General features: G+C 38.4%; 24 protein-coding genes. 16 read left to right on the top strand and 8 right to left on the bottom strand.

Annotated features, from left to right (window positions below; translation table 11 throughout):
- Positions 1 to 31 precede the first annotated feature (31 nt).
- Positions 32 to 793, top strand: a complete 762-nt coding sequence (locus ACLBWE_RS17065; RefSeq protein ID WP_198077914.1) for a ferredoxin--NADP reductase — start codon at positions 32 to 34, stop codon at positions 791 to 793.
- A gap of 48 nt (positions 794 to 841) precedes the next feature.
- Here the strand turns inward: ACLBWE_RS17065 and ACLBWE_RS17060 are convergent, their stop codons facing one another.
- On the bottom strand, positions 842 to 1,261 hold the full coding sequence (locus tag ACLBWE_RS17060; RefSeq protein WP_171056780.1) for a hypothetical protein: 420 nt from the start codon (positions 1,259 to 1,261) through the stop codon (positions 842 to 844).
- Positions 1,262 to 1,551: 290 nt separating this feature from the next.
- Between ACLBWE_RS17060 and ACLBWE_RS17055 the strand changes: the two genes are divergently transcribed.
- The 3 genes from ACLBWE_RS17055 (at position 1,552) to ACLBWE_RS17045 (ending at position 3,970) form a co-directional block, all read left to right on the top strand.
- The gene (locus ACLBWE_RS17055) at positions 1,552 to 1,785 is read left to right on the top strand and encodes a hypothetical protein (protein WP_045436523.1); all 234 of its coding nucleotides are present in this window, start codon (positions 1,552 to 1,554) and stop codon (positions 1,783 to 1,785) included.
- A 221-nt stretch (positions 1,786 to 2,006) separates the two neighbouring features.
- The gene (locus ACLBWE_RS17050; RefSeq protein ID WP_447604071.1) at positions 2,007 to 3,671 is read left to right on the top strand and encodes a mechanosensitive ion channel; all 1,665 of its coding nucleotides are present in this window, start codon (positions 2,007 to 2,009) and stop codon (positions 3,669 to 3,671) included.
- A 128-nt stretch (positions 3,672 to 3,799) separates the two neighbouring features.
- The gene (locus ACLBWE_RS17045; protein WP_447604070.1) at positions 3,800 to 3,970 is read left to right on the top strand and encodes a hypothetical protein; all 171 of its coding nucleotides are present in this window, start codon (positions 3,800 to 3,802) and stop codon (positions 3,968 to 3,970) included.
- A 1-nt stretch (position 3,971) separates the two neighbouring features.
- Here ACLBWE_RS17045 and ACLBWE_RS17040 read toward each other — a convergent pair whose 3' ends face one another.
- The 5 genes from ACLBWE_RS17040 to ACLBWE_RS17020 form a co-directional block, all read right to left on the bottom strand.
- Positions 3,972 to 5,171, bottom strand: a complete 1,200-nt coding sequence (locus ACLBWE_RS17040; RefSeq protein ID WP_017392315.1) for a BaiN/RdsA family NAD(P)/FAD-dependent oxidoreductase — start codon at positions 5,169 to 5,171, stop codon at positions 3,972 to 3,974.
- Between the two features lie 117 nt (positions 5,172 to 5,288).
- Positions 5,289 to 6,170, bottom strand: a complete 882-nt coding sequence (locus ACLBWE_RS17035; protein WP_447604069.1) for a 1-aminocyclopropane-1-carboxylate deaminase/D-cysteine desulfhydrase — start codon at positions 6,168 to 6,170, stop codon at positions 5,289 to 5,291.
- 64 nt (positions 6,171 to 6,234) lie between these two features.
- Positions 6,235 to 7,368 carry an HlyD family secretion protein gene (locus ACLBWE_RS17030; RefSeq protein WP_447604068.1) on the bottom strand — a complete coding sequence of 378 codons (1,134 nt, stop codon included), beginning with the start codon at positions 7,366 to 7,368 and terminating at the stop codon, positions 6,235 to 6,237.
- A 40-nt stretch (positions 7,369 to 7,408) separates the two neighbouring features.
- Complete coding sequence (locus ACLBWE_RS17025; RefSeq protein ID WP_005048729.1) at positions 7,409 to 9,052, bottom strand: MFS transporter; 1,644 nt, start codon at positions 9,050 to 9,052, stop codon at positions 7,409 to 7,411.
- The gene (locus tag ACLBWE_RS17020; RefSeq protein ID WP_004641494.1) at positions 9,049 to 9,618 is read right to left on the bottom strand and encodes a TetR/AcrR family transcriptional regulator; all 570 of its coding nucleotides are present in this window, start codon (positions 9,616 to 9,618) and stop codon (positions 9,049 to 9,051) included. The genes ACLBWE_RS17025 and ACLBWE_RS17020 overlap by 4 nt, the downstream gene beginning before the upstream one ends.
- A 178-nt stretch (positions 9,619 to 9,796) precedes the next feature.
- Here ACLBWE_RS17020 and ACLBWE_RS17015 point away from each other — a divergent pair, with 178 nt between their 5' ends.
- From ACLBWE_RS17015 to ACLBWE_RS17005, 3 genes are all read left to right on the top strand, one after another.
- Positions 9,797 to 10,420, top strand: coding sequence for a LysE family translocator (locus tag ACLBWE_RS17015; protein WP_056483808.1), 624 nt, complete (start codon positions 9,797 to 9,799; stop codon positions 10,418 to 10,420).
- A gap of 162 nt (positions 10,421 to 10,582) precedes the next feature.
- The gene (locus ACLBWE_RS17010) at positions 10,583 to 10,771 is read left to right on the top strand and encodes an NF038215 family lipoprotein (RefSeq protein ID WP_003653431.1); all 189 of its coding nucleotides are present in this window, start codon (positions 10,583 to 10,585) and stop codon (positions 10,769 to 10,771) included.
- Entirely contained in the window at positions 10,752 to 11,087 is a 336-nt protein-coding gene (locus ACLBWE_RS17005) for a calcium-binding protein (protein ID WP_447604067.1), read from the top strand. The genes ACLBWE_RS17010 and ACLBWE_RS17005 overlap by 20 nt, the downstream gene beginning before the upstream one ends.
- Before the next feature lie 89 nt (positions 11,088 to 11,176).
- Here ACLBWE_RS17005 and metG read toward each other — a convergent pair whose 3' ends face one another.
- A complete protein-coding gene (metG, locus tag ACLBWE_RS17000) occupies positions 11,177 to 13,243 on the bottom strand; it encodes a methionine--tRNA ligase (RefSeq protein ID WP_348888471.1) in 2,067 nt (688 codons plus the stop codon).
- Positions 13,244 to 13,527: 284 nt separating this feature from the next.
- On the opposite strand from metG, the gene ACLBWE_RS16995 reads away from it, so the two are divergent.
- From ACLBWE_RS16995 to ACLBWE_RS16985, 3 genes are all read left to right on the top strand, one after another.
- The gene (locus tag ACLBWE_RS16995; protein ID WP_447604066.1) at positions 13,528 to 14,028 is read left to right on the top strand and encodes a hypothetical protein; all 501 of its coding nucleotides are present in this window, start codon (positions 13,528 to 13,530) and stop codon (positions 14,026 to 14,028) included.
- A 147-nt stretch (positions 14,029 to 14,175) separates the two neighbouring features.
- Complete coding sequence (apbC, locus tag ACLBWE_RS16990) at positions 14,176 to 15,366, top strand: iron-sulfur cluster carrier protein ApbC (protein ID WP_003653423.1); 1,191 nt, start codon at positions 14,176 to 14,178, stop codon at positions 15,364 to 15,366.
- Between the two features lie 143 nt (positions 15,367 to 15,509).
- Entirely contained in the window at positions 15,510 to 16,382 is an 873-nt protein-coding gene (locus tag ACLBWE_RS16985; RefSeq protein ID WP_447604065.1) for a 5'-methylthioadenosine/S-adenosylhomocysteine nucleosidase, read from the top strand.
- A gap of 32 nt (positions 16,383 to 16,414) precedes the next feature.
- On the opposite strand, the gene ACLBWE_RS16980 is transcribed toward ACLBWE_RS16985, so the two are convergent.
- Positions 16,415 to 16,984 (bottom strand): DUF2062 domain-containing protein, encoded by a 570-nt coding sequence (locus ACLBWE_RS16980; RefSeq protein WP_003653419.1) that lies wholly within the window; start codon positions 16,982 to 16,984, stop codon positions 16,415 to 16,417.
- Between the two features lie 362 nt (positions 16,985 to 17,346).
- On the opposite strand from ACLBWE_RS16980, the gene ACLBWE_RS16975 reads away from it, so the two are divergent.
- The 6 genes from ACLBWE_RS16975 to ACLBWE_RS16950 all read left to right on the top strand — a co-directional run bounded on the left by ACLBWE_RS16975 (position 17,347) and on the right by ACLBWE_RS16950 (position 25,711).
- Positions 17,347 to 17,940, top strand: coding sequence for a LysE family translocator (locus tag ACLBWE_RS16975; protein ID WP_045436552.1), 594 nt, complete (start codon positions 17,347 to 17,349; stop codon positions 17,938 to 17,940).
- 114 nt (positions 17,941 to 18,054) lie between these two features.
- A complete protein-coding gene (gene dcd, locus ACLBWE_RS16970) occupies positions 18,055 to 18,624 on the top strand; it encodes a dCTP deaminase (RefSeq protein WP_003653416.1) in 570 nt (189 codons plus the stop codon).
- Positions 18,625 to 18,937: 313 nt separating this feature from the next.
- Positions 18,938 to 20,251, top strand: a complete 1,314-nt coding sequence (locus ACLBWE_RS16965; protein ID WP_447604064.1) for a hypothetical protein — start codon at positions 18,938 to 18,940, stop codon at positions 20,249 to 20,251.
- A 232-nt stretch (positions 20,252 to 20,483) separates the two neighbouring features.
- A complete protein-coding gene (locus tag ACLBWE_RS16960) occupies positions 20,484 to 22,526 on the top strand; it encodes a hypothetical protein (protein WP_447604063.1) in 2,043 nt (680 codons plus the stop codon).
- 15 nt (positions 22,527 to 22,541) lie between these two features.
- On the top strand, positions 22,542 to 23,267 hold the full coding sequence (locus tag ACLBWE_RS16955; RefSeq protein ID WP_447604062.1) for a DUF6160 family protein: 726 nt from the start codon (positions 22,542 to 22,544) through the stop codon (positions 23,265 to 23,267).
- A gap of 32 nt (positions 23,268 to 23,299) precedes the next feature.
- Positions 23,300 to 25,711 carry a DUF6160 family protein gene (locus ACLBWE_RS16950; protein ID WP_447604061.1) on the top strand — a complete coding sequence of 804 codons (2,412 nt, stop codon included), beginning with the start codon at positions 23,300 to 23,302 and terminating at the stop codon, positions 25,709 to 25,711.
- The last annotated feature ends 21 nt before the right edge of the window (positions 25,712 to 25,732 follow it).

Below are 25,732 nucleotides of genomic sequence, written 5' to 3'. Positions count from 1 at the left end.
TGAGCGCACTATTTCATGCCACGTTGAAATCATGTCAATTGAAAAATTTAGCGTAGAAAAAGTTTTATCTGTACACCGCTGGACTCCAACTCTTTTTAGTTTCACCATGACTCGCCCTGCACATTTTAAATTTACGGCTGGGCAATTTGCACGTATTGGACTGAAAGTTGGAGAAGAACTTGTTGTTCGTGCCTATTCGGTGGTGTCGTCTCCATTTGATGAAACGCTAGAATTTTTCTCGATTGTAGTGCCTGACGGTGCATTTACCTCAAATCTTCAACATTTGAAGGTAGGTGATGAGCTTTATTTAGAAAAAATACCTTATGGTTATCTTACTTTAGCTCGCTATCAACAGCCTTTACCACATGATTTATGGTTATTGGCAACGGGTACTGGCTTGGCTCCATTTTTATCGATGCTACAAGACTTCGATACATGGTCGAAATATCAAAAGATTAATTTGGTCTACAGTGTCCGTACCGCAGCTGAATTAGCTTATGTCGATCGTATTCAAGAGATTGCTGAAACTTTTGGGGAAGGGCACGTCGGTTTTAAATTTATTTCAATTATCACTCGTGATCCATCAGCACAGTTACATGATCGTTTACCGGTTTTGATTGAAAACGGTGAATTAGAAAAAGTTGCTGGTATAGAACTGAGCCCTGCAACAAGCCATGTCATGCTTTGTGGAAACCCAGAAATGGTAGATGACACGAAAGAGGCTTTAAAGCGCCGTGGTTTGACGATGAATCGTCGAGGTGAGGGAAATATTGCAGTAGAAAATTACTGGTAACAAACGACAATTAAAAGAACTTTAAAATTATTTTTATGGATATGTTTATTAATGGACAAACATATCCATAAATTCACGAATTTCGGAAATCGCACTGTCTACATCGCTTGAAAGCCAAGTAGGTTCAAAAAGGCCTGCATAATGTTCTAAACGGTCTTGGGGAACAACTAAGCGAACAGGACAGTCTTCTTCAAGTAAACGCCAAGGTAAAATCGGAACTTCATTGTCCAGAAAAATATTGATATTACGAATATCAACAATCATGGCGTTAATGCAGTCAGGAAATGGCATAACTGAAAATTCTTCAGTACGACGACGAAAATATTCCAGATCACCCCATTTGAGTTCATAACTTGGTTTATTAAATTCAATAATACCAATGAGATGTTCGTCTCTTGTCTGGTGGATATAACATTGATGTGTGACGTCAGTGTCGAGATCAAGAGTTACGTTTTGCTGACGATACATCATAAAATAGAGTAGCTTTAAAACATGGGGGCTTATTATAGCCTATTTTCTAAAAAGTAAGCGCTAAAACATATTGTATTACAAATGGGACATAGACGAAGTTCGTGAATAGTTGGAAATTATTTTTAATTGCTTAAATTAATGTGTGCAAATTTTATACTATTTTTATTATTTTAAAAGTAGAGTTTTGCAATCACAGACACCTTCGCATAATGCTTTTTCACACAATGCAACAAAGCAAATTGCTATGATGAATATAAAGTTAATGATAATAGAAGAGGGGAAAGAAGATGCATGATTTTTCAAAACCACCTCATGTGACGAGTCCTGAAGAAACTGCGAAAAAAAGAAGATTGCCAGTTTATATTTTAATTATTGTTGGGCTTTTTCTTCTTGCGCTTATTGTCTATATGGTTGCTGACCACAACCAGACTCCTAAACAAGAGGGAACTTTTCAAAATGAGACCACACCACATGTAATTAAGGGTAGTTCTGATTTGAATTTAAAGACCTATATAGGGTAATAAGCAAATCAGTTTATCTTGATATCAAGCCTTTAGGTGTAAACCTGAAGGCTTTTTTGCAACCTTTTGCATCAATTTGTTGTATTTATGCAGAAGTGTGTTGATTAGAAAATATTCAAAACATAATGTGAGATAGACCGCATTCATCGTCATTTTTTACAACGAATGGTGTTTCCTAGAGATAACACTGAAAAGAACATAACAATTGAGGACATAACAATATGAATGAATTTTTTGATGGGCCTCGCGGCGCTCAATTTGATGCGATGTATTACTGGGATCAGTTTCATCCAATTCTGGCTGCAATAGTGATCTTATTGGTTGGTTGGATAATTGCTTTATTGGTAGCGGCAGGTGTGAAAAAGCTTCTACAAAAAGTAAATACCAATGCCAAACTATCTTCAGCCACTGGTCGAGCCCCAAATATAGAAGGCCTTATTTCAAAAGTCGTATTCTGGTTTATTTTAATCTTAGCGGTTGTCGCAGCTCTCAATGTACTTAACATTAGTGGAGTAAGTGGCCCGTTCAGCAATATGGTGAATCAGGTACTCGTCTATATTCCAAATATTATTGCTGCTGTGGTGGTGGGTTTTATTGGTTGGATCGTTGCTCGACTGGTGCGAGCAGGGGTGACCAATGTTTTATCCAGAACCCAACTCGATGATAAATTAAGCAATGAAGTGGGTGTAGGTGGAATTAGCCAAAATATCGGTGAAATTCTTTACTGGCTTGTATTGTTACTTTTCCTTCCGATTGTTCTTTCAATATTAGGACTAACAGGCTTACTGATTCCAGTTCAGAATATGGTAAATGACGCCGTAGCGTTCTTACCAAATATCTTTATTGCTGGCGTTATCGTTTTTGTTGGGTATATCTTGGCAAAAATTGTACGAGGTATTGTTGAAGGTCTTGTTAATAGTTTAGGTATTCAAGCTCAAGCGGAAAAAATTGGTCTTTTCAAAAGCTCTAATGTAGGCAAATTTTTAGGTTCGTTTGTTTTTGCTATCATTATTATTACGACATTAATTGTAGCTTTCGAAGCTTTAGGGATTGAGACGATTTCTCAGCCAGCGACAGCAATGCTCAACGAAATCTTGCAGGCAATTCCAAACATTATTGCTGCTGGTTTAATTTTACTGGTTGCTTATATTGTTTCTCGTTTTGTTGGACGTTTGGTTGCAGAGTTAATTGCAGGTACTGGTGTTGATGAAATTCCTGCCAAATTAGATGTACAACGCTTTTTAGGTCAAACTAAAGTTTCTAGTGCTGTCGGTTGCCTAATCGTATTCTTCACCATGCTTTTTGCAGTATCTGAAGCTGCGGATCGTCTTGGTTTCGACCAAATTAGTGGTCTAATCGCAATGTTTATCCATTTCGGTGCAAACATTCTGTTAGGTGCTGTTATTTTGGTTATTGGCTTCTGGCTCGCAAATGTTGTGGCGAACGTGGTGCAACGTGGTGAATATAATAGCTCGCGTTGGTTAGCTAGCTTAGTTCGTGTCTTAATTATTGGTCTAGTACTTGCACTTGGTTTAAGAGCCATGGGTATTGCAGATTCAATTGTTAATCTTGCATTTGGTTTGACTCTAGGTGCAGTTGCAGTTGCTTTCGCTCTTGCATTTGGCTTAGGTGGTCGCCAACCAGCAGAACGACTTTTAACTGATTTGCTTGATAAAGCTAAAAAAGAAGCGAATCAACCAAATCCTCTTTATCAACCACCGTCTAGTACGAGTAGTGCAGCTCCAGCCACAACTACATCTGCGCCAACGACTTCACCGTCACCAGTTTCATCTGATGCAAAACCAGCAGATTCTGTACAGGTGAATCCAGCACAACCCCCAGTGAATAAACCGTTTGGCTCTACAGGTGAAAATGATGAAATTTAAGGGAATTAAACTGAATTTCAGATAAACAGTACAAAAAATCTTTGATTTTTGTGATAAGTTCGACCACTCTATATTGAGTGGTCGTTCTTTTTTGGCCGTTATAAAAACAAATAAGTGAGGAAAATACGATGAAGAAACCAGGTCGTTTTTTAGCACCAATTGTCATTGCCGGAATTACGGTAGGTTTTTTAGCGAGTGCTTATAAATTTGTATTTAGTAAGTCGGAAAGCTCAAAACAGACTACTTCTCAGCCACAAGATTCATCGAACGCATCAAATAGTTCGAAAAACTCAAATTAGTTTATACGTATTGGGCAGCAGCATAGGCAGAAGACCATGCCCACTGGAAGTTATAACCTCCTAAATGGCCAGTTACATCGAGTACTTCGCCAACAAAAAACAATCCTTTCTGCTTTTTACTTTCCATAGTCTTGGAAGATACTTCTGTTGTATCTATTCCGCCTAAAGTAACTTCAGCGGTACGATATCCTTCTGTTCCAGACGGTTTAACTGCGAAGCCATGTAACTGCTCAGCAATATGATCTAGCTGTGCATCACTGATATTACCAATCGCTGTTTCGCTCTGCTCTGACCATATGAGTTGTTGTAACTCTTGAATAATACTTTTGGCAGTGAATTCATTAAGAAGAGTACGTAATAAAACTTTAGGCTGTGTTTTCTTTTTATCTTTTAAATAAGTTGCTAAATCTTGGCTTGGGAAAAAGTCAATTTTAAAACTTTCTCCTGAATTCCAATAGTTTGAAAGCTGCAAAGAACTTGGTCCACTCAAACCACGATGGGTAAATAATAATGCTTCAGTAAAGCTATTTTTTGAGTTACTTAACGTTACATCCAAAGCGTTACCGCTTAAGCGTGTGGTCACTTCTTTAATATGATCTGAAAAAGTAAATGGAACTAAACCTGCACGAGTTGGGAAAACCTGATGTCCAAATTTTTGTGCCAGTTCATAGCCAAAACCAGAACCGCCTAATGTTGGAATCGATAAGCCCCCAGTCGCAATCACTAAAGAATCACAAGTGTAATGTCCTTGATTGGTGTTTAGTGAAAACCCACCTTTTTCCAAGGGTGTAATTTGTCCAACTTCGCAATGGGTTTGAATATCTACATTTTTAGTTTTATTACACTCACTCACCAGCATTTCTAAAATTTCTTTAGCGCCGTTTAGCGTAAATAATTGTCCGTGTTTACGTTCTTCATAGGCAATTTTGTAGTCACACACCAAACCGATAAAGTCCCAGTTGCTATACCGTGACAGGGCAGAAATAACGAAGTGCGGATTATGAGAAATATAGTTATCAGGTTCTACATATAGGTTAGTAAAGTTACACTTACCACCACCTGACATTAAAATCTTTTTACCAATTTTATTGGCTTTTTCTAAAATTAAAACCGAGCGCCCGCGTTTAGCAGCATGTGCAGCCAACATGAGTCCAGAAGCACCTGCACCTAAGACAATGACATCGACATGACTGTTAGACATAAGAGATTCTCGATTAATCTTGAAAATTAAAAAGGGGCATATACTATCATGCCGACACTTACTCATGCTAAAGACATTTATCGGTATGAGGAGCAATATCTCCTAAAAATTAATGAATCAGTAGCTTAGCTTGTTTCTTATATCAGCCTGTAAACCGCCAGAATGAATTGTTAGAATACGAGTTCCTTCAGGGAAGTAATTATTTTTGATAAGGTCAAACAGACCGAACATCATTTTTCCCGTATAGATCGGTTCAAGAGGTACAGCGTATTGTTCTTCAAAATTTTGGATAAATGCGAATAACTCAGGTGAAGTTTTCGCATAACCACCACAACAGTAGGCATCTGTCAGTGACCAATTCTGTTTTTTAGTCCACTGCATAATATCTTGTTGTAGAAAGTCGCCTTTTAATGCGGAAAATCCTAGAACCTTTTGATGTGGTGCACTTCGTTCAATCAGCCCTGAAATAGTCCCACCAGTTCCGACTGCACAGCAAATGACATCATAGTTTTGCAAATCGCTTTGACTGAGAATTTCCTGACAACCTTGCACGGCTAGCTGATTAGAACCGCCTTCAGGAATAATGAAAGTTTCAGGAAATTGATTGTGTAATTGTTGAAGATAGTTTGCATCATCTCTCAAACGATATTCAGTGCGCGAGACAAAATGTAAATGCATTCCTAAACTTTGAGCTTTTGCTAAGGTTGGATTAAGAGGTTTTTCAGCTAACTCTTCACCACGAATAATCCCAATACTTTTTAAGCCAAAAAGATGAGCCGCATATGCAGTTGCAGCAATGTGATTTGAATAAGCGCCACCAAAAGTCAAAATGCGTGATAATTCTTGTTGCTGTGCTACAAGTAGATTGTATTTTAATTTGAAAAACTTATTCCCCGAGATTTGAGGGTGAATTAAGTCTAACCGCTTAATGTCGAGATGCAGGGGATAGGGAAGTTGAATATGTTGATAAGGAACCGATTGAGTAATGTGATCAAACATTAGAAATTGAGAAAATAATGATTGATCACATTGTAACTTTTTAAATAGAACTTTAAAAAGCTGTTTACGAATTTGTATCGACAGAAGTAACTACTGACATACCAGGGCGTAAATGTTCCATTCCTTCCTGATTTGGGTCGATAGTTATACGTACAGCAATCCGTTGAACAACTTTAGTAAAGTTTCCTGTCGCATTGTCAGGTTTTAACACACTGAACTCGGAACCCGCAGCAGGTGAGATCTGCTCAACATGTCCTGTAAATTTTTTGTGTTTCATCGCATCGACTGTGAACCATGCCTTTTGACCAATCCGCATATTGGCAATTTGGGTTTCTTTAAAGTTAGCAATCACCCAAGTTTGCTGTGGAATTAAATAGAGTAACTGTGAGCCTGCTGCAACATATTGCCCAACACGAGGGTTTACTTCGCCAAGTTGACCATCCATCGGGGCAACAATAACGCTATAGTCTTTGGTGGTTTGTGCTTGGTCCAACTGTGCTTTAGCGCTTGAAACTTGTGCCTCTAAGCCAGCTTCTGCGACTTGTGCTGTTTTAAGCGCTTCATTTGCAACTAATACATTGGCTTCTGCTTGTTTAAGTGCTGCAAGGTTATTTTCTGCATCCGCCGCGGCTTTATCTTGTTCGGATTTAGAAGCTGCTCCACTATTTCCTAACTGTTGATAACGTCTGAGCTGTGCTAAAGAGAGTTCGTATTGAGCTTTTGCTTGATCCACTTTGGCTTGTGCAGCCACAATATCAGCTTGTTTCTGAGCAATGGATTGAGTTTGATTAGCTAAAGTATTTTTAGCTTGTTCAACCCCAGAAGCTGCTTGCGTTACTTTTTGATCGTAAGTGGTTGCATCAATATGCATGAGCACTTGACCTTTTTTAACATGGTCAAAGTCTTTAACTAATACGTCTTTAACGTAGCCATTAATTTGTGAAGATAAAATTGTGGTTTTACCTTTGACATAACTATTGTCAGTTTGCTGAACACTGGTTGCAAAAGGTCCAATTCTCCATGCCCATAAAATCACTAAAATACCGACAATAAGAACACCTAACATCCATAACAGTGTTGAGCGTTTTGTCGGAATCAGTTTACTTGCAGGTGCAGGTGCAGGTGCAGGTGCAGGTGTTGGCTCGTTGGCAGGTGCCTGAGCAGGCGTTTGTTCCGGTTTGTTTTGATTATCTGACATATATCAATCTCAATTTCTATTTCATCAAATACGAAAGCCGTTAAGGACGGCTAATTCCTCTGCGTTGTAGATATTTACTACGTGCAATATTAAATCCACCCCATAAGAGTAGGGCGACGGCAAAAATACCGTTTAAAGCAATAACATCATTGTAGGCACGTACTTGGGCTTCACGAGTGACCACTTGATTAAGTGAGCGCATGGATTGAGCTGTTTGTAATGCTGGGTCAGTAGTCGTGATTGATGCACTGCGTTGATAGGTGGAGAGCCTTTGAGCGACTAGAGGGTCTGCTTGTTCTAAATCTTTAATGATCTCTGCCTGATAGTTCTGCGTACGATGTTGTTGATAGGTCGAGAAGAAAGAAGACCCGACAAGACCACCGAAAGTTTGGGTAGCAGAAAACAATACGATAAAGGTCACTACGTAAGATGGGCCCTTAGCAAGTGTTTGTGCAAAGCCAATAAGAAGTAATGGACCAATAAACAGACCACCAGCAAAGCCGACTAAAAACTGACTTGCGAAGAAATTCACAGGTCGAACATCACTGGTTAAGTGATAATCTAGTCCACAGGCGACCAGAATCAAAAATTCTGCAAAAAGTAAGTGGAAGATAATTCGTTCGCGTGAAAAAGTAAGTGCACTAAAAAGTGTTCCGCTTAAAATTCCTATGAATATCACAACATAGAGTGGAACAAATTGATCAGGTCCCATTCCCATTGTTTTTAAGAAGTTAACAGCAGCATAGCTTTGTTCAGACATTAAAAGTCGAATAGCAAAAGCACCAAAAATGAAACGTAGGGTCGAAGAAGCACCTAACCAACGCGTCATAATTAATGGATTGGCTCGATAGTGCTCATAGAGCAAACCTAAAACAACTAAGCTAAAACCTGCGATTAATATATAGGCAAGCCATTCGCTATTAAACCACCATAAAATTGGACCTTGCGTCAGCACGATACATAAACATGCAAAACCTGGAGCCAATAAGGCAAAGGTGAAGAAATCTTGCTTCTCAAAAACATAAATTCTTAAGCTACGTGGTAATTTCAATGAAACGACCATGGCTAAACAACAAAGTGCTAAACCGAGCTCAAAGGTGTAAAGAACAGACCAACTGTCTGTACTTACAAGGAAAGGAGAAATAATCCAAGCCAAGGGTACGCCAAGTTGCTGAAAGCCGAAGGCGATATATATTCCTTTTGCCATGTCTGCTTTTTTAAAGGCTTGCATGGTGTAATACATACCTAAAGAGCTTAGTGGTGCACCCGCTAAACCAGCCACAACCCGAGCAAATAGTGCCATTTCATAGGTATGCACAAAAATATGCAAAACAAGAACCGCAATAAAAATAACGAGTCCTATTTCTGAAAATACTCTCAGGCCATATTGTTGTCTGGCTTTAAACAAAATTAGATTTGAGCTGACATTTGCCATGACATAGGCCGCAGGCAGCCAAGCAGCTTCGGAAGGTGTAAGGCCGTATTCACCCTGGATTAACGGTAAGTTTGCCGTAATAAAACCATTACTTAAGCTTGCCGAAAGAGCGATAAATAAACCGATAAAAAAGTAAATAAACCGCTTAGGTACAGAGTGTGCAATAGCTGCTGGTGAACCAGGTAGAGTCGGTTGCTCTTCTGGTGTCCAGTCGGGTGGTGTTTCTAAATAACGAGGCGTTTTACTCATTCTATCCCTCGAATTTTTTGTATTTGAATACCATGAAATAGTAATTCAATTGCTCGTTTTGCTAAGCGAGTCTGTTCTTCGGGCTCATGTCCTTGAAATGAAGAACCTAACATTGCAGTAACCATCGCATAGTCATCGGCAGTTAGATCAGCTCGGCACAGTTTTTGTTCTATTGCTTTTTCAATCAGTGGATTAAGTGCATTATTTCGCCGTTCATAGATTTTTAACATAATTGGGTCTTGTCGATCAATTACTCTCCAAAAATCTTGCAAAATTGCGAGCTTGGGAAGTTGCCCAATGTGTCCTTCAATTAAACGAAATAAACCGTCTCCGAATTGTTGAAAATGAGCTGCTTTTTGCTCTAGCTGTGTAATCGCGCGTTCTAAAAGTGCGCTAATTAAAGCTTTGCGATCACAAAAGTTACGATAGAACGTTGCTCGTCCTACACCAGCGTGGTCAATCACAACTTGTAAGGGGACATTAATGCCATGAATACGAAAACATTCTTCGGCTGCATTGAGTAATTCATCCCGATTATGGGCAGCAATTTTTTGACGTTTACTCATGTCATAGATTGGGGAGTCTTAAAGGTTATATATTTAACGGACATTTTTGTCCGTTGTGAAGAGATAAATTGTAAAAACATGAAAATTCAATTTTCATCATTTATATCTTCTCCATTTTTATCTGCGTCATAAAAAGCTGGTAGAATACCGCGCAATTGCGTAATGCTAGGTCAATACAATGTTTGAGTCCCTTATTCCTCTTTTTTCAATTGCGATGGCATTGATGCTTGGAGCAATAAGCCCTGGGCCAAGCTTTATTTATGTGGCACAAAATTCAATTTCTAAATCACGTAAACATGGTTTGTTCACGGCTTTAGGAACGGGTACAGGTGCGGCTCTGTTTGGCTTATTAGCTGTTATGGGATTACAAGCGGTTTTATTGGCTGTACCTTCTGCATATTTAATTTTAAAAATTGGTGGTGGGCTGTATTTGCTTTGGCTAGCTTTTAAAATTATTAAACATGCCAAAGAACCAATTGCCATGGAGAATGATGGCAAATCAAAAATGACCTATAAACAGGCATATCGATATGGTTTGATTACTCAGTTAAGTAACCCGAAAATTGCAGTCGTACTAGCAAGTGTGTTTACTGCTTTACTGCCGAAAGAAATCCCAAATTATTACTACGTCGCATTGCCAGTGATTTGTTTTATGATCGATGCGGGATGGTATTCATGTGTGGCAATGCTTCTATCTTCAGAGAAGCCTAGAAAAATGTATTTAAAGGCAAAAACTGGTGTTGACCGAGTTGCTGGAAGCATTGTTAGCCTATTGGGTTTAAAGCTAATTTTCTTCAAATGATAAATCTTTAATTAAAATATCTAAAAAATCCAAAGCCAGCGATTTATAGTCTGGCTTTATTTTTGCGTAAAATATATACAAATTGAAATATCTTTTTTAGCACTTAAACATTTAAAAAGTGGTAACTTAATAAATAAAACAAAAAGAAATGAGGATCACGTTATGAAAAAACTAATGGTGAGCATTTCTGTAGTTTTTCTCATCTTAACTACAGGATGTGAGATGAGAACGATGAGTAAGCAACCACCAGCAAATGAACGGACCATGAGTATTGTTGGCACTCCAGTTCATGAAAAGGATTATAAAATTTCCGATATCCAAGCGAATAATCATGAGCAATCCAACTATTAAGTTACTTGCGGGGTGTGCGACTTACTGTATTTTGAATATGGTCAATGCATGTGAACCTGCATCTTTAGATTGGGAGCTTTTTCAGGGAAAATATGATTTAAATCATGATGGAATGTACAGCCTAAAAGAATTTGAACGTGTTGAAGATTTCTATCCTTATAACTGGCCCAGCGATAAACGTTTTCAAGGTGAAAACAAGCATATAGGGTTATTTCATTATTTAGATGAAAATAAGAATGGCTATTTAACAAATGAGGAGTTAGGAAATATATATGTTTTATTTAATAACCCTTGTGAAGGGTGGCCGTGGTCGTAATTTAAATTCACTTATTTATGTTTCTTTAGAACTCGAATTTTAAAAATAAAAAAGCTTCCAATTTAGGAAGCTTTTTTTATGAAGGCAGATTAAGAAACTTTATCACCTGGTTTTGCACCGCTATCTGGAGAAATAATGAAAATACCTTCACCATTTCCAGCAGCAAGTACCATTCCGTTTGAAATACCAAAACGCATTTTACGTGGTGCAAGGTTAGCAACCATAACGACCAGTTTACCTTTTAAATCTTCTGGTGCGTATTGGCTACGAATACCACTGAATACGTTACGTGTTTCAGCTTCACCAACGTCTAAAGTAAGTTGAAGTAATTTATCTGAACCTTCAACAGTGCCTGCTTCAACGACCTGAGCAACACGTAAGTCAACCTTTAAGAAATCTTCAATACCAATGATTTCTGCTTCACCAACTGCTGGAACAGGAGCCGCTTTTTTCTCGGCAGCTTTGTCCTTTTTCGCCGCTGCTTTAGTTGCTTCTGGAGCAGGAGTACCTAAAGACTCTTTAGATGCATCCACCATTGCTGCAACAGCTTTTGGATCAACACGTTGCATAAGCGGTTGGAACTGTGCAATCTCATGGCTTACAAGAATTTGTTTACGTGATTCGAAATTGAAGCTCTCAAGTTTTAAGAAACCTTGAACTTGCTCAGCCAAAGTTGGAAGAACTGGAGCTAAGTACACAGCTAATTGACGGAACAAGTTGATACCAACTGAGCACACATCAAGAACTTGTTGTTCTTGACCTTCTTGTTTAGCAAGTGCCCATGGCTTTTTCTCGTCAATATATTGGTTTGCACGATCAGCAAGCGCCATAATTTCACGAATAGCCATTGAGAATTCACGTGCTTCATATGCGCTAGCGATTGAATCACCTGCATCAATAAAACTTTGTACCAATTCAGATTCTGCACATGCAGCAGATAAAGTATTGTTAAAGTTACTGTTGATAAATTTAGCGCAACGGCTAGCAATATTGACGACTTTACCGACTAAGTCAGAATTTACTTTTTGAATAAAATCATCAAGATTTAAATCAGAGTCTTCAACTTTATCTGAAAGTTTAGATGCAAAGTAGTAACGTAAATATTCTGGGTTTAGATGCTGTAAATAAGTCTCTGCTTTAATGAAAGTACCACGAGACTTAGACATTTTTTGTCCGTTCACAGTCAAGAAACCATTTACAAAAAGACCCGTTGGAGTGCGATAGTTTGCACCATCCAACATTGCAGGCCAGAACAATGCATGGAAATAAACAATGTCTTTACCAATGAAATGGTAAACATCGTTTTGACTGTCTTTTTTCCAGAAATCATCAAAACTTAAATCTGGGCGCTTAGTTTTGATGTAATTTTCAAAACTCGACATATAACCAATTGGCGCATCTACCCAAACATAGAAGTATTTATTTGGTGCATCAGGAATCTCGAAACCGAAATAAGGTGCATCACGGGAAATATCCCAATCGGTTAAACCCGACTCAAACCATTCATCTAGCTTGTTTGCAATCGAAACAGGTAATCGACCTTCATCACGGGTCCATTTCTGTAAATACTCAGCAAAGTTCGGTAGTTTAAAGAAATAATGATCTGAAGATTTTTCAACTGGTGTTGCACCACTTAAGGTTGAACGTGGGTTAAGTAGTTCAGTTGCATTATAGGTCGTACCACAAACTTCACATGAGTCGCCGTATTGGTCTTCTGATTTACATTTCGGGCATGTGCCTTTAATGAAACGGTCAGACAAGAACATGCCTTTTTCTGGGTCAAATAATTGAGTTACAGGGCGAACTGCAATATTTCCAGCTTCACGGTTTTTAATATAGATATCTGTTGAGCGGGCTTTGTTCGCATCGCTATGAGTTGAATCGTAATGATCGAAATGTACGCCAAAACCGTCAAAATCACGGATGTGTTCTTTTTGAACATTCGCAATTTGCTCTTCTGGGCTAATACCATTTGCTTCGGCACGTAGCATAATTGCTGTACCGTGAGCATCATCCGCACATACATAAGTCACATCATGACCCATTGCTCGCATGGCACGAACCCAGATATCTGCCTGGATGTAACCGAGTAAATGACCCATATGAATTGGACCATTAGCATAAGGGAGGGCATTAGTGACTAAAATTTTACGCACGGATTTCATTCTCTCATTCGTATTTATAAGGTGGAAGATTTTAACTGATGCAGGGAGATAAGCAAAGATTAATAATCTTTGGCTTGGTGCAAGAGGTTTCTATAAAAATGGGTTTTGGTTAGAGAGTGTTTCTCTTTAGAACAGATAAACAAATCAAAAAATATTTGAATCTTCCTGTATTGTCTTTGTTTCAAATTGCAGTTACGGTCAGAAAATAAGCCATAACGATGTATAACTAATAACTTATTCAGGTAATTTTTTAATTAACTACGAGGATAACAACGATGACTACTGAAAATAAATTAGATGAGTTAAAGGCAAAAGCGGCAGATGCAAAAGTACAAGGTGAAAAAGCTTTGGAAGATTTAAAGGAAAACGTAAAAGCTAAAGAAGCTGCTGGTAAAGAAGCTGTTGAAGGTAAAGTAGATGAATTAAAGGCCAAAGTGGCAGATGCAAAAGTTCAAGGTGAAAAAGCTTTGGATGATTTAAAGGAAAATGTAAAAGATAAACAAGCTGCTGGCAAAGAGGCAGTTGAAGATAAAGCAAATGATTTGAAAGGCAAACTTGAGGATGCTCAGCATACCTTGCAAGATAAGTTCGATCATTTACGTACGGAAGCAGGTCATAAACTTGATGACGCTAAAGCCAAAGCAGTAGAGTTAAAAGATGAGGCTGCAACAAAATTTGATGAGTTAAAAACGCAAGCAACGGCGAAATTTGATGAGTTGAAGAAAACAGCAACAGATAAGTTAAATAAATTGAAGCACCATGATTCTGATGAATAAGTTTATTTAAATTAAAATCTGCACTCCTTACCTAAAAGATGGAAGCTTGAAAATTAGCAATTCTTCATCCTTAGGTGAGCGAGTGCGGATCAATACTGTTACACTACCTCCATTAAGCTGTAATGATCTGTTTTTGGAGTAAACAATATGTCTTGGCTTTCTTCATTAAAGTCTGTTTTTTCACCCGCACAAGAAGTGAAAGAAGATGAAATCCAAACGGTACTCCAAAATTATTTACTACCGCATTCAAAAGATGCTTTAAAAGAGCGCATTAGTCAGCTTCAAGTTCAAGGTCGAGTATTACAACTCACCATTAATACATTTCCTGATGAAAAAGAGCACTTGCAGCAAATTCATGATGATTTGGCTGGGGCTTTAGAAAAGTGTGGTATCGAAGAACTAAACTTACATGTGGTTCAACAAAAGCGCCCTGCACAAGAAAGTTCGAACTTACCTCCTGTGCTTGATGCTTCACCTAAATCAGAACCAGATCCGAATAATCCGCCTATCCAAAAAGCAGCTCCGCAACAAAGAGATGTTCCACTTCATCCTCGCATTAAGCATGTTATTTTAGTTTCGTCAGGTAAGGGTGGCGTTGGTAAATCGACAACTACTGTCAATTTAGCACTTGCCTTGCAAAAAATGGGGCTTAAAGTTGGAGTGTTGGATGCCGATATCTATGGCCCAAGTATTCCGACTATGCTGGGAAATGCTGGCAAAACTCCTCTTATTGAAAGTGAAAATTTTGTGCCTTTAGATGCTTATGGCATGGCGGTGTTATCGATTGGACATTTAACTGGTGATAACAACACACCTGTCGCGTGGCGTGGACCGAAGGCAACGGGTGCTTTAATGCAATTATTTAATCAGACCCTTTGGCCTGATTTAGATGTATTGATGATTGATATGCCACCTGGTACTGGTGATATTCAACTCACGCTTGCGCAGCGTATCCCAGTTACTGGTTCAATCATTGTGACTACGCCACAAAATGTTGCCTTATTAGATGCTACTAAAGGTATCGAATTATTTAATAAAGTTGGAATTCCTGTATTAGGCGTCGTTGAAAATATGTCGACCCATATTTGCTCTAACTGTGGTCATGAGGAGCAAATTTTTGGTATTGGCGGTGGTGACAAGCTTTCTGAACAGTACCATATTCCATTATTAGGTCGCTTGCCTTTAAATGCTCAGATCCGTGAGCATGCTGATCAGGGCAAACCTAGTGTTGTAGCAATGGATGATGCGGCTGATAGTTACATTGATATTGCTAAAGCTATGTGGGAGCAGATTGAAAAAATTCCTCAACGTACACGTGATGACAAACGTATCTTCTGATTTATTTAAACCCGACTTCAAGTCGGGTTTTTTATTATCTGGTTAAAATAAAAAATTAAACCACTGAATCTTAATAACAAAGCTAAACTTGAAATTGGCATATAGATTGCTACTTTACACTTTTTAAAAAGAAAGGGTAAAAAATGCAATTTAAATGTGCTTTTGGCGTAATCAGTTTATGTAGCGCTTTATTTTTAGTCGGATGCAATAATGACGACTCTTCTGTTTCACAAACACCTACAGTTCAGGAGCAAAAACAGAAATTACAGCCGATTATTATTCAGGGTGCTTTGCCTGTAGAGTCGGAAAGAATGGCTTCAAAATTAGAGAATAAGACTGTTGAAACCATTGGTGGGTGGACATTCTGGAAGGGTACCTATAATGGTTATCCAATGATTATCTCTAAAACACGCATGGGTATGAGTAACTCTGCTGCAGCAACTGCTTTAGCCATTGAACGTTATAAACCAATCGCAATTATTAATCAGGGAACATCAGGTGGGCACGACCCAGATCTACACGTTTACGATATTGTCTTAGGAAAATACGCAACCAATATTGGTGCATTTAGAACACCAAAGCAGCCAGTAGGTGGTGGTTCAAACTCACTCACATGGGTTGAGGCTTTTGATGTTTTGCCAACAAAGGAGTCTGACCCAGAACCTATCGCAATTCGTAAATTTGAAGGTGACCAAGAGTTATTAATGGCGGCACATAAAGTCCGTTATGACAAAGGCGACGTGGTTGAGGGAACGATTGGTTCAGCAGATGTCTGGAATAATGAGCTTGATCGTATTCAATTCTTCCATCAACGCTATGGCACTTCAGTCGAGGAAATGGAAGCGGCGTCAGTTGCACAAATTGCCAGCCAGTTTAATGTTCCTTTTTTAGGAATTCGAATTTTATCTAATAATATTACGAATAATGGAGCTTATGACCCAGGTACAGGAGAGGCTTGCCAAGAGTATGTACTCAATGTGGCTGAAGAGTATATGAAATCAAAACTACCAAAATAATAATTTAAAACTAAGCAAGAAGATCGGAGTCTTTATAAAACTTCTTCTTCTTGCTTTTTATGGCGATGTCTACTTTTCCAGTTTTTAATGACCATCCAACGCCAGAAAATTTCTGTAGATAAATATAAAATGACAGCAAATACGAAAGCTTCTACAACAAGACCTGTCATTAAAATTTTCGCAAGACTAAAATCAATGTGTCCATGACCGAAATGAGTAATCCAACGGGAAATCTGGTGCAATACACCCAGCAGCATTTCTTTGTTGATCATATGCACATGAAAAATATGTGCACCAAACCAAAACCCAATATATAGAATAGGAACTAAAGTAAGAGGATTACTTAGCCAAGCTAACATTAAGCTAATTGGTAAATTTACTTCAAATAGTAAGACTGCCATCACAATAAATACGCTGTGAAAAGGGATAGGCAGTAAACCAAAAAAGGTTCCGACAAAAACAGCTCGGGTAATTGATTTTCGATTGACATACCAAAGCACAGGATTAAGGGTCTTTTTACCAAAAATCCTTAGAAATTTCATATTTGAAACTTTCTCGGGTGAGGGAAGCCAAGATTGAAAAAAGTGCTTTGCCATAATCATTAAGGTAGTAGAGCGCGGTGCTCTAAATAAAAAAATCAGAAACAATATATGAATTGAAACTTACTAAAAGCTTAAAATTTAAACTTACCATCACTATATATTTTTTATTATAAAGGCTTTTGATGGAAAAATAGACTTAAAATAAAAATACTTATGTTATTTAAGTACGAAATTATTTGAAAAGCATAACAACTGACCGTAAATTTTTCTTTATCACTTTTTGTGGTAATTTTATAAGTATATGTTTTTAATATTTTTATTTGAAAATTAAAAGTGATGTAAAAAATTTTGTCTTACAATTAGCTTTTGCCATGTGACAGGATATCTATTAATCTGAGATGACTATATTATGAGGTCATTCAATGATTTCATGGCTTTTTATTGGCTTAGTAGCCACAATTTTACTTACACCTGGTCCGACTAACACTTTACTCGCTTCTTCAGGCGTGCAAGTAGGACTACGGAAGTCAGTAAAACTTATTCCGGCAGAAGTTTTGGGTTACGTGATCTCTATTTCTGCATGGGGAATGCTGATTGGGAAAGTGTCAACCACATTGCCATTGCTGCCGCCTATTCTTAAGCTGTTGAGTGCTTGCTATATTATTTTCTTAGCCATTAAGTTATGGCATACGGCAAATCAGCAGATTGAATTAAATCAGCCTACGATCCGTACTCGTGAATTATTTTGTGCAACCTTATTGAATCCTAAAGCCTTGCTCTTTGCTTCAGCAATTTTTCCAGTAGCTGCGTGGAGTGATTTTCACATTTATTTAATTCATATGATGGCTTACTTAGCGCTTATTACGCCAATTGCCTTATTCTGGATTTTCTTAGGATCACTTTTAGCTTCTAAGAAAGTTGCCTGGCTAAATCAGACTAATTTACAAAAAACAGCTTCACTTGTTTTAGTCAGTTTTTCAATTCCTATTAGCTATTCTGCTTTACTGAGCCTTTAAAGGTACCGCTGAGCTATTCTTATTTGTTTGAGTAGCTTTGCGTTGTTTTCATAATTGCTTTTTTAAGTTAAAGTACGTCGAAATCAATGAAATTACCTTTTGGATAGAAAATACATGGCTATTAAGTCTGATCGTTGGATTCGCGAAATGAGCGAAAAACACGGCATGATTGAACCTTATGCAGAGAATCAAGTCCGTTTTGATGAAAATGGTGAAAAGTTGATCTCATACGGGGTCTCTAGCTATGGCTATGATGTACGCTGTGCCCGTGAATTCAAAGTTTTTACTAACGTACATTCTGCAATTGTCGATCCAAAGAATTTTGATGACAAAAGTTTTATCGATATTGAGTCTGATGTTTGTATTATTCCGCCAAACTCATTTGCTCTAGCACGTACAATTGAATATTTCCGTATTCCTCGTAATGTGTTGACCGTATGTCTAGGTAAGTCGACTTATGCTCGTTGCGGTATCATTGTGAATGTGACTCCATTAGAACCTGAATGGGAAGGTCACGTAACTTTAGAGTTTTCAAACACCACCAATTTACCTGCCCGTATTTATGCAGGGGAAGGTGTAGCACAAATGCTATTCTTTGAAAGTGATGAAGTATGTGAAACATCTTATAAAGATCGTGGTGGTAAATACCAAGGTCAAACAGGCGTTACACTTCCGAAAACATAATTTTTCTTAGATTCTTAGATAAAGAAGAGTTTTAAAATAATGGGTCGCCTAGGTGGCCCAATTTTATGAATAAAATTTACGTGAGGTGCGTTTATCGGAATAGTGATAAATGACAGTTTCCTTTTGTAAAAAATAATATAATATGATCAATAATTGATTTGTTTTTTTGTTCTGCATCACAGTATTGAAAAACAAATGTATTGGATATAGGTTGTCTTTTTAGTAGTAATTACTTAGATATCTACTAAATTCAGACAGGCCAAATAAAAAGAAATTAAACAGGATTATGCCCCCAAGGATACGGAGGTCGGCCATGCGACAGTTTACGTCTCTTCATGTAGCGATAGCGCTTGGAAGCTTATGCTTTTCTTCAGCGTATGCTGCCTCTACATTAGTCCCTATGTCAGATTCGGAACTATCCGCAACTCGTGGCCAAGCTTTAATGAGTATGTCTTATATTGCGCCTACGGATTCTGCAAATTTGGAAAAACTACGCGACAATAACAGTAACGTAGGTTTTTATAAATTGGGCTTAGATGCCGATTTAGAGCTGAATGCGAATATTAAAAAACTACAGCTTGGGTGCGGCGGAGCTAATGGTGCGGGTGCATGTGATATTGATATTGATAACTTAAGTCTAAGTGGTCTTTCAGATACTAACGATGGTCGTGCTAGCTCTTCCGCAAAATTAACCAACCCGTTTATTGAGTTTGCGATTAAAAACCCCAATAGTGCATCGACTCGCGAAGTAGCTGGAGTAAGACTAAGTGCTGAATCTATTCAAGGCTTACTTACTTTTGGGTCAGAGAATACTGCTACAAAAAATGGTATTAACTCTTTTAGTGGTTATATGGTAACTCAAGCGACTGGAGGAACTGTAAATACTTTTGCTCGCTCTCCTGGTTCTGGCTTAACTCAAACTAATTTGGGGACAGTAATTACTGGCCGAGCACGAAGTTCTGATGGTTTAGTTTGGGCTAATTTTAAATCTACAGCTTATGATCTAGGTTTAAGTAGTGCATCTGGTAGTCTAACTTTACCTTCACAAGTCATCTCAGGCAAACGTATAACTACTGCAAATTTGACAGGTACTGCTAATGTAAGTGGTATTAATTTATCTGGAACTATTTCAGCAGATGCGAAACTCGATCTTGGTTTAACGATTCCTTTATCAGGGAATTTAACAGGTGTGATTAACAATTTAGGTGTAAATGTTGCTGTAAATGAAGATTTGGGCTATTTCCATAAAGTCAATTTAAATGGTACGGCGGCCTCTCTTTCCTTGCAAGGGCAAAATTTACAATGGACAGGAGCGAAGTCAGTTTCTCAAGCGGGGTGGTGGTTAGAACTTTCGAACCCGATTGACATTGGTGATGTAACTCCGCAGTCACAGGTAGTGATTACCGATGATGTTGTTAAAGCCGCTCTAGGTAAAGTGAGCGCGTATTTAGGAAAAGATGAAAATGCAGTCAACTGTGGCTTTTTAGCAATTTCTTGTTTGGCTGGGAGTATCAATACAGGAAATATTGATTTAACTGGTCAGTATGTTCCTATGAATCTGACGAATTTAGTTTTAAAAAACCAGAGTTTTGCTCCTAACTGCTATGGGAATTTAAAGTTCTGTTAATCTTAAAAGAACGTTGTAGTTGATGGTATGCATTCATCGGAAAAGTAATTTTTTACATGCTTTTTTTTGCATTTGTGCAAATATTCCGCATAATAGAAATGTGGAAAGGTTGGCAATATCTTTTAGATGTGCCTCTTTGTCTAAGGTGAAAAGGATAGATTCACCTGGCATCAAGGATTGTTAAAGAAAAATAAATATGGTGCACGGCATCGTATAAAACAGGAAGGTCAAGATGACTACACTTAATTATACGGTAAGGTTTCAAAAAACCGTTTTGGCAAGTTTAATAGGGCTTTGTATAAGCCAATCTAGTTTCGCACTCGAAGAACTTTCTGATGCGGGCTTAAGTGAAACTACTGGTGAAGGTATTGCGATCTTGCCACAGAATGCTTATATGGTATTTCGTGGCGCAGGTGCTAATGAAACCTCAAGTCAGATATTAACCGATCGTACTAAAGATACAGGTTATATCAATTATGTGCCTGTCGGTCCTTTAAGTATGACAGCTGCAGATACCAATAAAAATGGCTCGATTGATTCGGGTGATCGTGCGGTTGGTAAAGCTGATATTTTTCTTTATGGCTTGGCACTTTCGAAATCTGATAATGATACGAATACCCGTATTGCTTCTACTGATGCGGCTGCTGCAATCTCAAGTTGGGGAACTGCCGTCAACCCGTGGATCTTTAAAGTTGCGACAGAAAACTCAGTACCGAACTTTAGTGCGACAAATTGTAGTGGTGCGACTGATCCAACTTGCCAAGTAACCTATTTAGCTTTAGAAGCTCCTTTATATGAGGTCGGAACAAAGGATTCTGCAGGTATAGACGCTTATAAGCTGAAACTAGGTTTATGGACAGATATCTTTGTGCGTAACCCAAATAAAATAAATGGTGCCGCCGATCAATTTAATTATGGGGACTCAAATGGTTTGATTGGCACCAGTACCGATACAAGCCGTGCAAACCGTCTTCGTTTACAAGGAGTTTGGAATAACTTTAGCTTAAATGGCAGTCGTTTACAGCTTTTCCAAACATTAGGGGGCGCAACATCTGCTGGTGGGATGAGTCCTTTTTATAACGATACTTTGGGTTTAGCAGGAGTTATTCGTTTAAACAGTGGTGATGCCTCTAATTTAAGAGCAACAATTACTTCAAATACCCCAACATCTACAGTAGGGCCATGGGTAAATCGCTATAGTACTCAATATACTGGCGCACCAAGTAATAACTCTCCAAGCTCGGACTGGTTATATCGGGTTCGTAGTCAGACTACGACTGTTACTTCAACGGGTTCATGGACCGCGCCAACTGATAGCGCTATGAATAACGTATTACGTTTGAGTACACGTGAATCTGGAACTACCCAAGGTAATTTGGTAACACCAGCAATTAATAGTGGGCTTGCACCAACTTTTGATGCGAATGAAGGTTTATATCTCTATAACCCAAACATTAACCTTGTGTTAGGGTCTTTATATCAACCACTCGTTTTAAGTTCAGACGGTAAAAACTTTAGTTTAGAACTTGCTCGTATTCCAAATAAACCAGAAATTTATAAGAAAATTTATACAGACTATAGTGGTGCCGATACTAGTTATTTAGGTTCTACTTGTAATATTTACCAATGTGGTACGAATGTAACCTTGGGTGGTAAAACTTACCAAGGTTCTAGTGCAACGCACAGCAGTATCTCAATTGGTTCAACAGTTTATAATGCAACGAATAATACTTTAGAGGCATTTAAAGGGAATAGTACACAGGATGCGGTCGGTATTTCATTTGGTAAATTACCTACGGGTACTGTGGCGGCGATAACGCAAACTAAAAACTTCTACCAATTGCAAAATCAGGAGCGTCGTGCAGGCAGTTATAGTTGCGGATTTTTGAACTTAAGTACTTGTTATGATACATGGCAGTACCGTACAGCAACGGGCTGGACGGGAAATGCAGGCTCAGGTTTGAAATTTGACTCACAAGGTGCTAATTGGGCCAATGTAGATAGTACGGCTTATTATAACCCGACAGTAAATAATACAGGTTATACCTTAGCTGATGCAGGAAATGGGGCTCAGTTTGTTGTACCAAATGGCACACCTTTACCAGATGCACTTTATAACAATGGACGTTGGTCTACCACCACGCCAAATGCAGATTTGAACACCTATAAGCTATCTGGAGCACAAATTAGCTCAGCCATTACTAATAACATGGGTTCAGCTGTCATTGATGGTGTATTAATCCAACATTTAAAACTGACAACTAAAGGCTTATAAGAGGAGGATAATGATATGAAAAAATTAAGTACTTTGATCCTCGCTCTTTTTGCAACGGTTACTCATGCGGAGCTGCAAACTTTAGATAATGAAGCATTGCAGGCGATTAATGGACAGGCCGGTGCTGATTTATCTTTGATGCTCAATTTAAACCAAACGAGTAACGGTATATTTGACAATGGTAGTGGTGGTGTCTGTGAGAACGTGGAGTTCTGCCATATTGGTTTGGCAATTAACAAACGTTTTGTACAAGCAGATGTGACTAAACCAAGTGGTTGGGCTGAAAATAGCGATAGTGGTAATAAGCTTTGGCTAGTGTTTAAAGGTGTACAAGGAACTTTAAATATTCAAAAAATGGGTTTAGATGGTGCTGATTTAAAATATCTGGATAAAAACAATACAGAAATTATTAAGCCCGCCATTCAGCTGAGTTTTAGTGCAGCGCAGCCAATTTTAATTCGTAATTTTGGTTTCAATGCTTTATCGATTGAACAAGATAACTTTACCAGCTCAACAACAACGCAAGGGTCGAGTGCAAATATGTATGATTATGCATATTTCAAAAAACCGACATATGCTGCGACTGCTAATAGTGGTAACCAGCAAGTTGCTACAGCAACTCCATCGGCCTATGACTATGGGCGTGAAACTGGTTTTATGGGCTTAATGATGAACGGAAACTTGGCTATTCAAGGAAAAGTCATGGTCTTTAGCTGTGATGGTAGCCATCCTCGTTGTTAAGGGTTAATGTAGATTTCAAAGGAACTGAAGTGATGAAAAAAAATAAAGAAAATCACAGCTCAAAGTTTATTTTAAATACATTAACAACCAGCATGTTGTTAGTGAGTGGACAAATTTATGCTTTAGAAGCTTTAACAGATGCAGATTTGAGTGCCGTTAATGGACAAGATGGGATCTCGATTCAAACTACATTTAACGAAATTAATATTGATAATGCTTACTGGGATGACCATGCAGGTACGCCTAGCAGTGCTGATCAGGTCTTAAGAGCTCAAGCGAGTGGTGTAAAAGTCCAAAAAAGTAATGCATCTAGTCAATCTTTAAGTACTAATTACCGTTTAGATGTGGGGAGTAATCCAACCACAGGTAAAACTGGACTCGACTTTTCTATGCAAAGTAGTCCATCACTTATTACTGTAAATAGTTTTAAAGTATGTAATACCTCTGCTACTTGTTCACCTACAATGGGGCAGTTGGCTATTCAAACAACTTCTCCGCTAAATTTAGCGCTTACAACCCAAGATGGCCTATTTAATGCAAATAGCCAGTCAAGCATGACACTTGGCATTAATAATGCCAATATTTATTTAGGGCAATTGGATGCTCGTAGTCAGCTAAATCAGTTAATTTTAAGAAATTTTAACTTTAATTTTGTTGGTAAAGGGGCCATGTTGATTGACCCAACTCGTGGCTTAGTTTTACAGACAAATACTGGAACTAATGTTGCTGGTGTAGGGCAAACTCCGAATACTACCTATGGCTATGTTGATTTTAACCGTGTAGCAGATTCAGCTTCTGGTTTAACTGCGGGTACGTATGTTGACAGTAGTGGCAAAGTAACCAATTCAGGCCTGAATATTGAGGTCATGTTAAGTTCTAATGTCGATAAAACTAACCCTTATGCTTTGGATGCAACTAATAGTCCACAAAATGCGAAGGGTTTGATTCGTTTAGGTGCTAGCGGACGTATGGTAAATAGTTATTTACAAGTCCGTGGTATGGACGGTACGGCGGATACCACCACTTTAGGCACTGCAAATACAGCTGCTGGTACAGGTTCAAGTAATAGTATTTTAGGTAATTCTGGCATTGCTTTTCGTATGAAAGGTGAATTTACTAAAGATAATGATTCAATGCTAGGCGCAGATGGTAAAGCAACCACTTTAGAAATTGGTGGGGCAGGTCTGAATGCTTACGGTTTCGAGTTTGGCAATTTAACAGGACTTAACTCTGCTACACGTGGTTATTTCGACAGCGGAAATATTTATTTAAATCTTGCTGATACAAAAACGTTATTGATGCCAAACAACGCGACTTTAAATGCAATTCGTTTAGGATCGGGTACTTTAACAACGGCTGCTGATTATCAGCATAATATTCACCGTGATACGGTTACTAATCCGTTTAGCTTAATTCTTGCGATGCGTGGAGCAGAGTTTCAAGCATTTTCAAGACGCGGTCGCTTTACAACAAGTGCGAATGTCGCTCCTGCAAATCAGTTTGCAGACAATGGTGCAAACAACCAGTGGGGCTTGGCATTACCTTTTTATAACTTAAATGCTAATGCTGCTGTATATGGTTTAGATGCCCCTGCAAATAGTGCTTATTACTATACAAAAGATGCCAATGGTAAACCTGTTCAGAATGTTGTTGCTACATCTGGAACGACTTCGCGTTTAGGTTTTGGTGTTGCAGCTGGAACTACAGGACGTGATGCGACTGGAACCAAAACGACCTCTGTGTTGTTGGTCGATGGTTCTCCAAATGCCAATAATGCGGGTAACCCGACTGATTATTATATGGGTTTACGTAACATTGATATGTTCGTCAAAGGCAATGGCAGTATCGGTTTAGAAAATGGCAGCCTCAATATTAGTTTAAAAGAGATGTTACTTGCTTTATCAACAGAAATTGCAGCTGGTTATTTACCAGGGGCTAAATATAAAACTTGTCCAGCGACAGGTTCATGTACTTCACCTATTGATAATTTTGCCAAAAACAATGACGTTTTATTTGGTTTAAAACTACGTTTAGGTGGCGATCTTAACTTATCGATTGTGCCAAACAGTTCAATTGCTGATGGTAGCGCTCTAACTGTACTCGGCGATTTCACGATGCCTGCCACAGCAACTGGAAATACAGTCCAAATTAGTGATCCGATCGATGGTTCTGCAATTGGCTTTGATAATATTACTGGAAAACTTGCGTTTAATACTGCTTTAGTTGTGGGCAAAGACACCGCAAGTGGTTTAGGTAAAGTTGGCGTAAATACGGCGGTTTATTTTAATCCTGATAAGAGTATTGACGGTGCATTACGTGTTAAAGATATTAACTTCTATCCGCCATCAACTGGTGCTGGTGCACGTTTAGGCGAGCTTGCAATTACTGGTGGTCGTTTAAATAGTAGTTTTAGTATTGTGCCAAGAAATGGTGCTTTTAACTAACCAAAAAAGTGGCAGTCATTG

This window comes from Acinetobacter sp. M5A5_2a (genome assembly GCF_053345265.1).
Note: the sequence above shows the minus strand (reverse complement) of the source record. Positions and strands in the feature narration are given on the sequence as shown.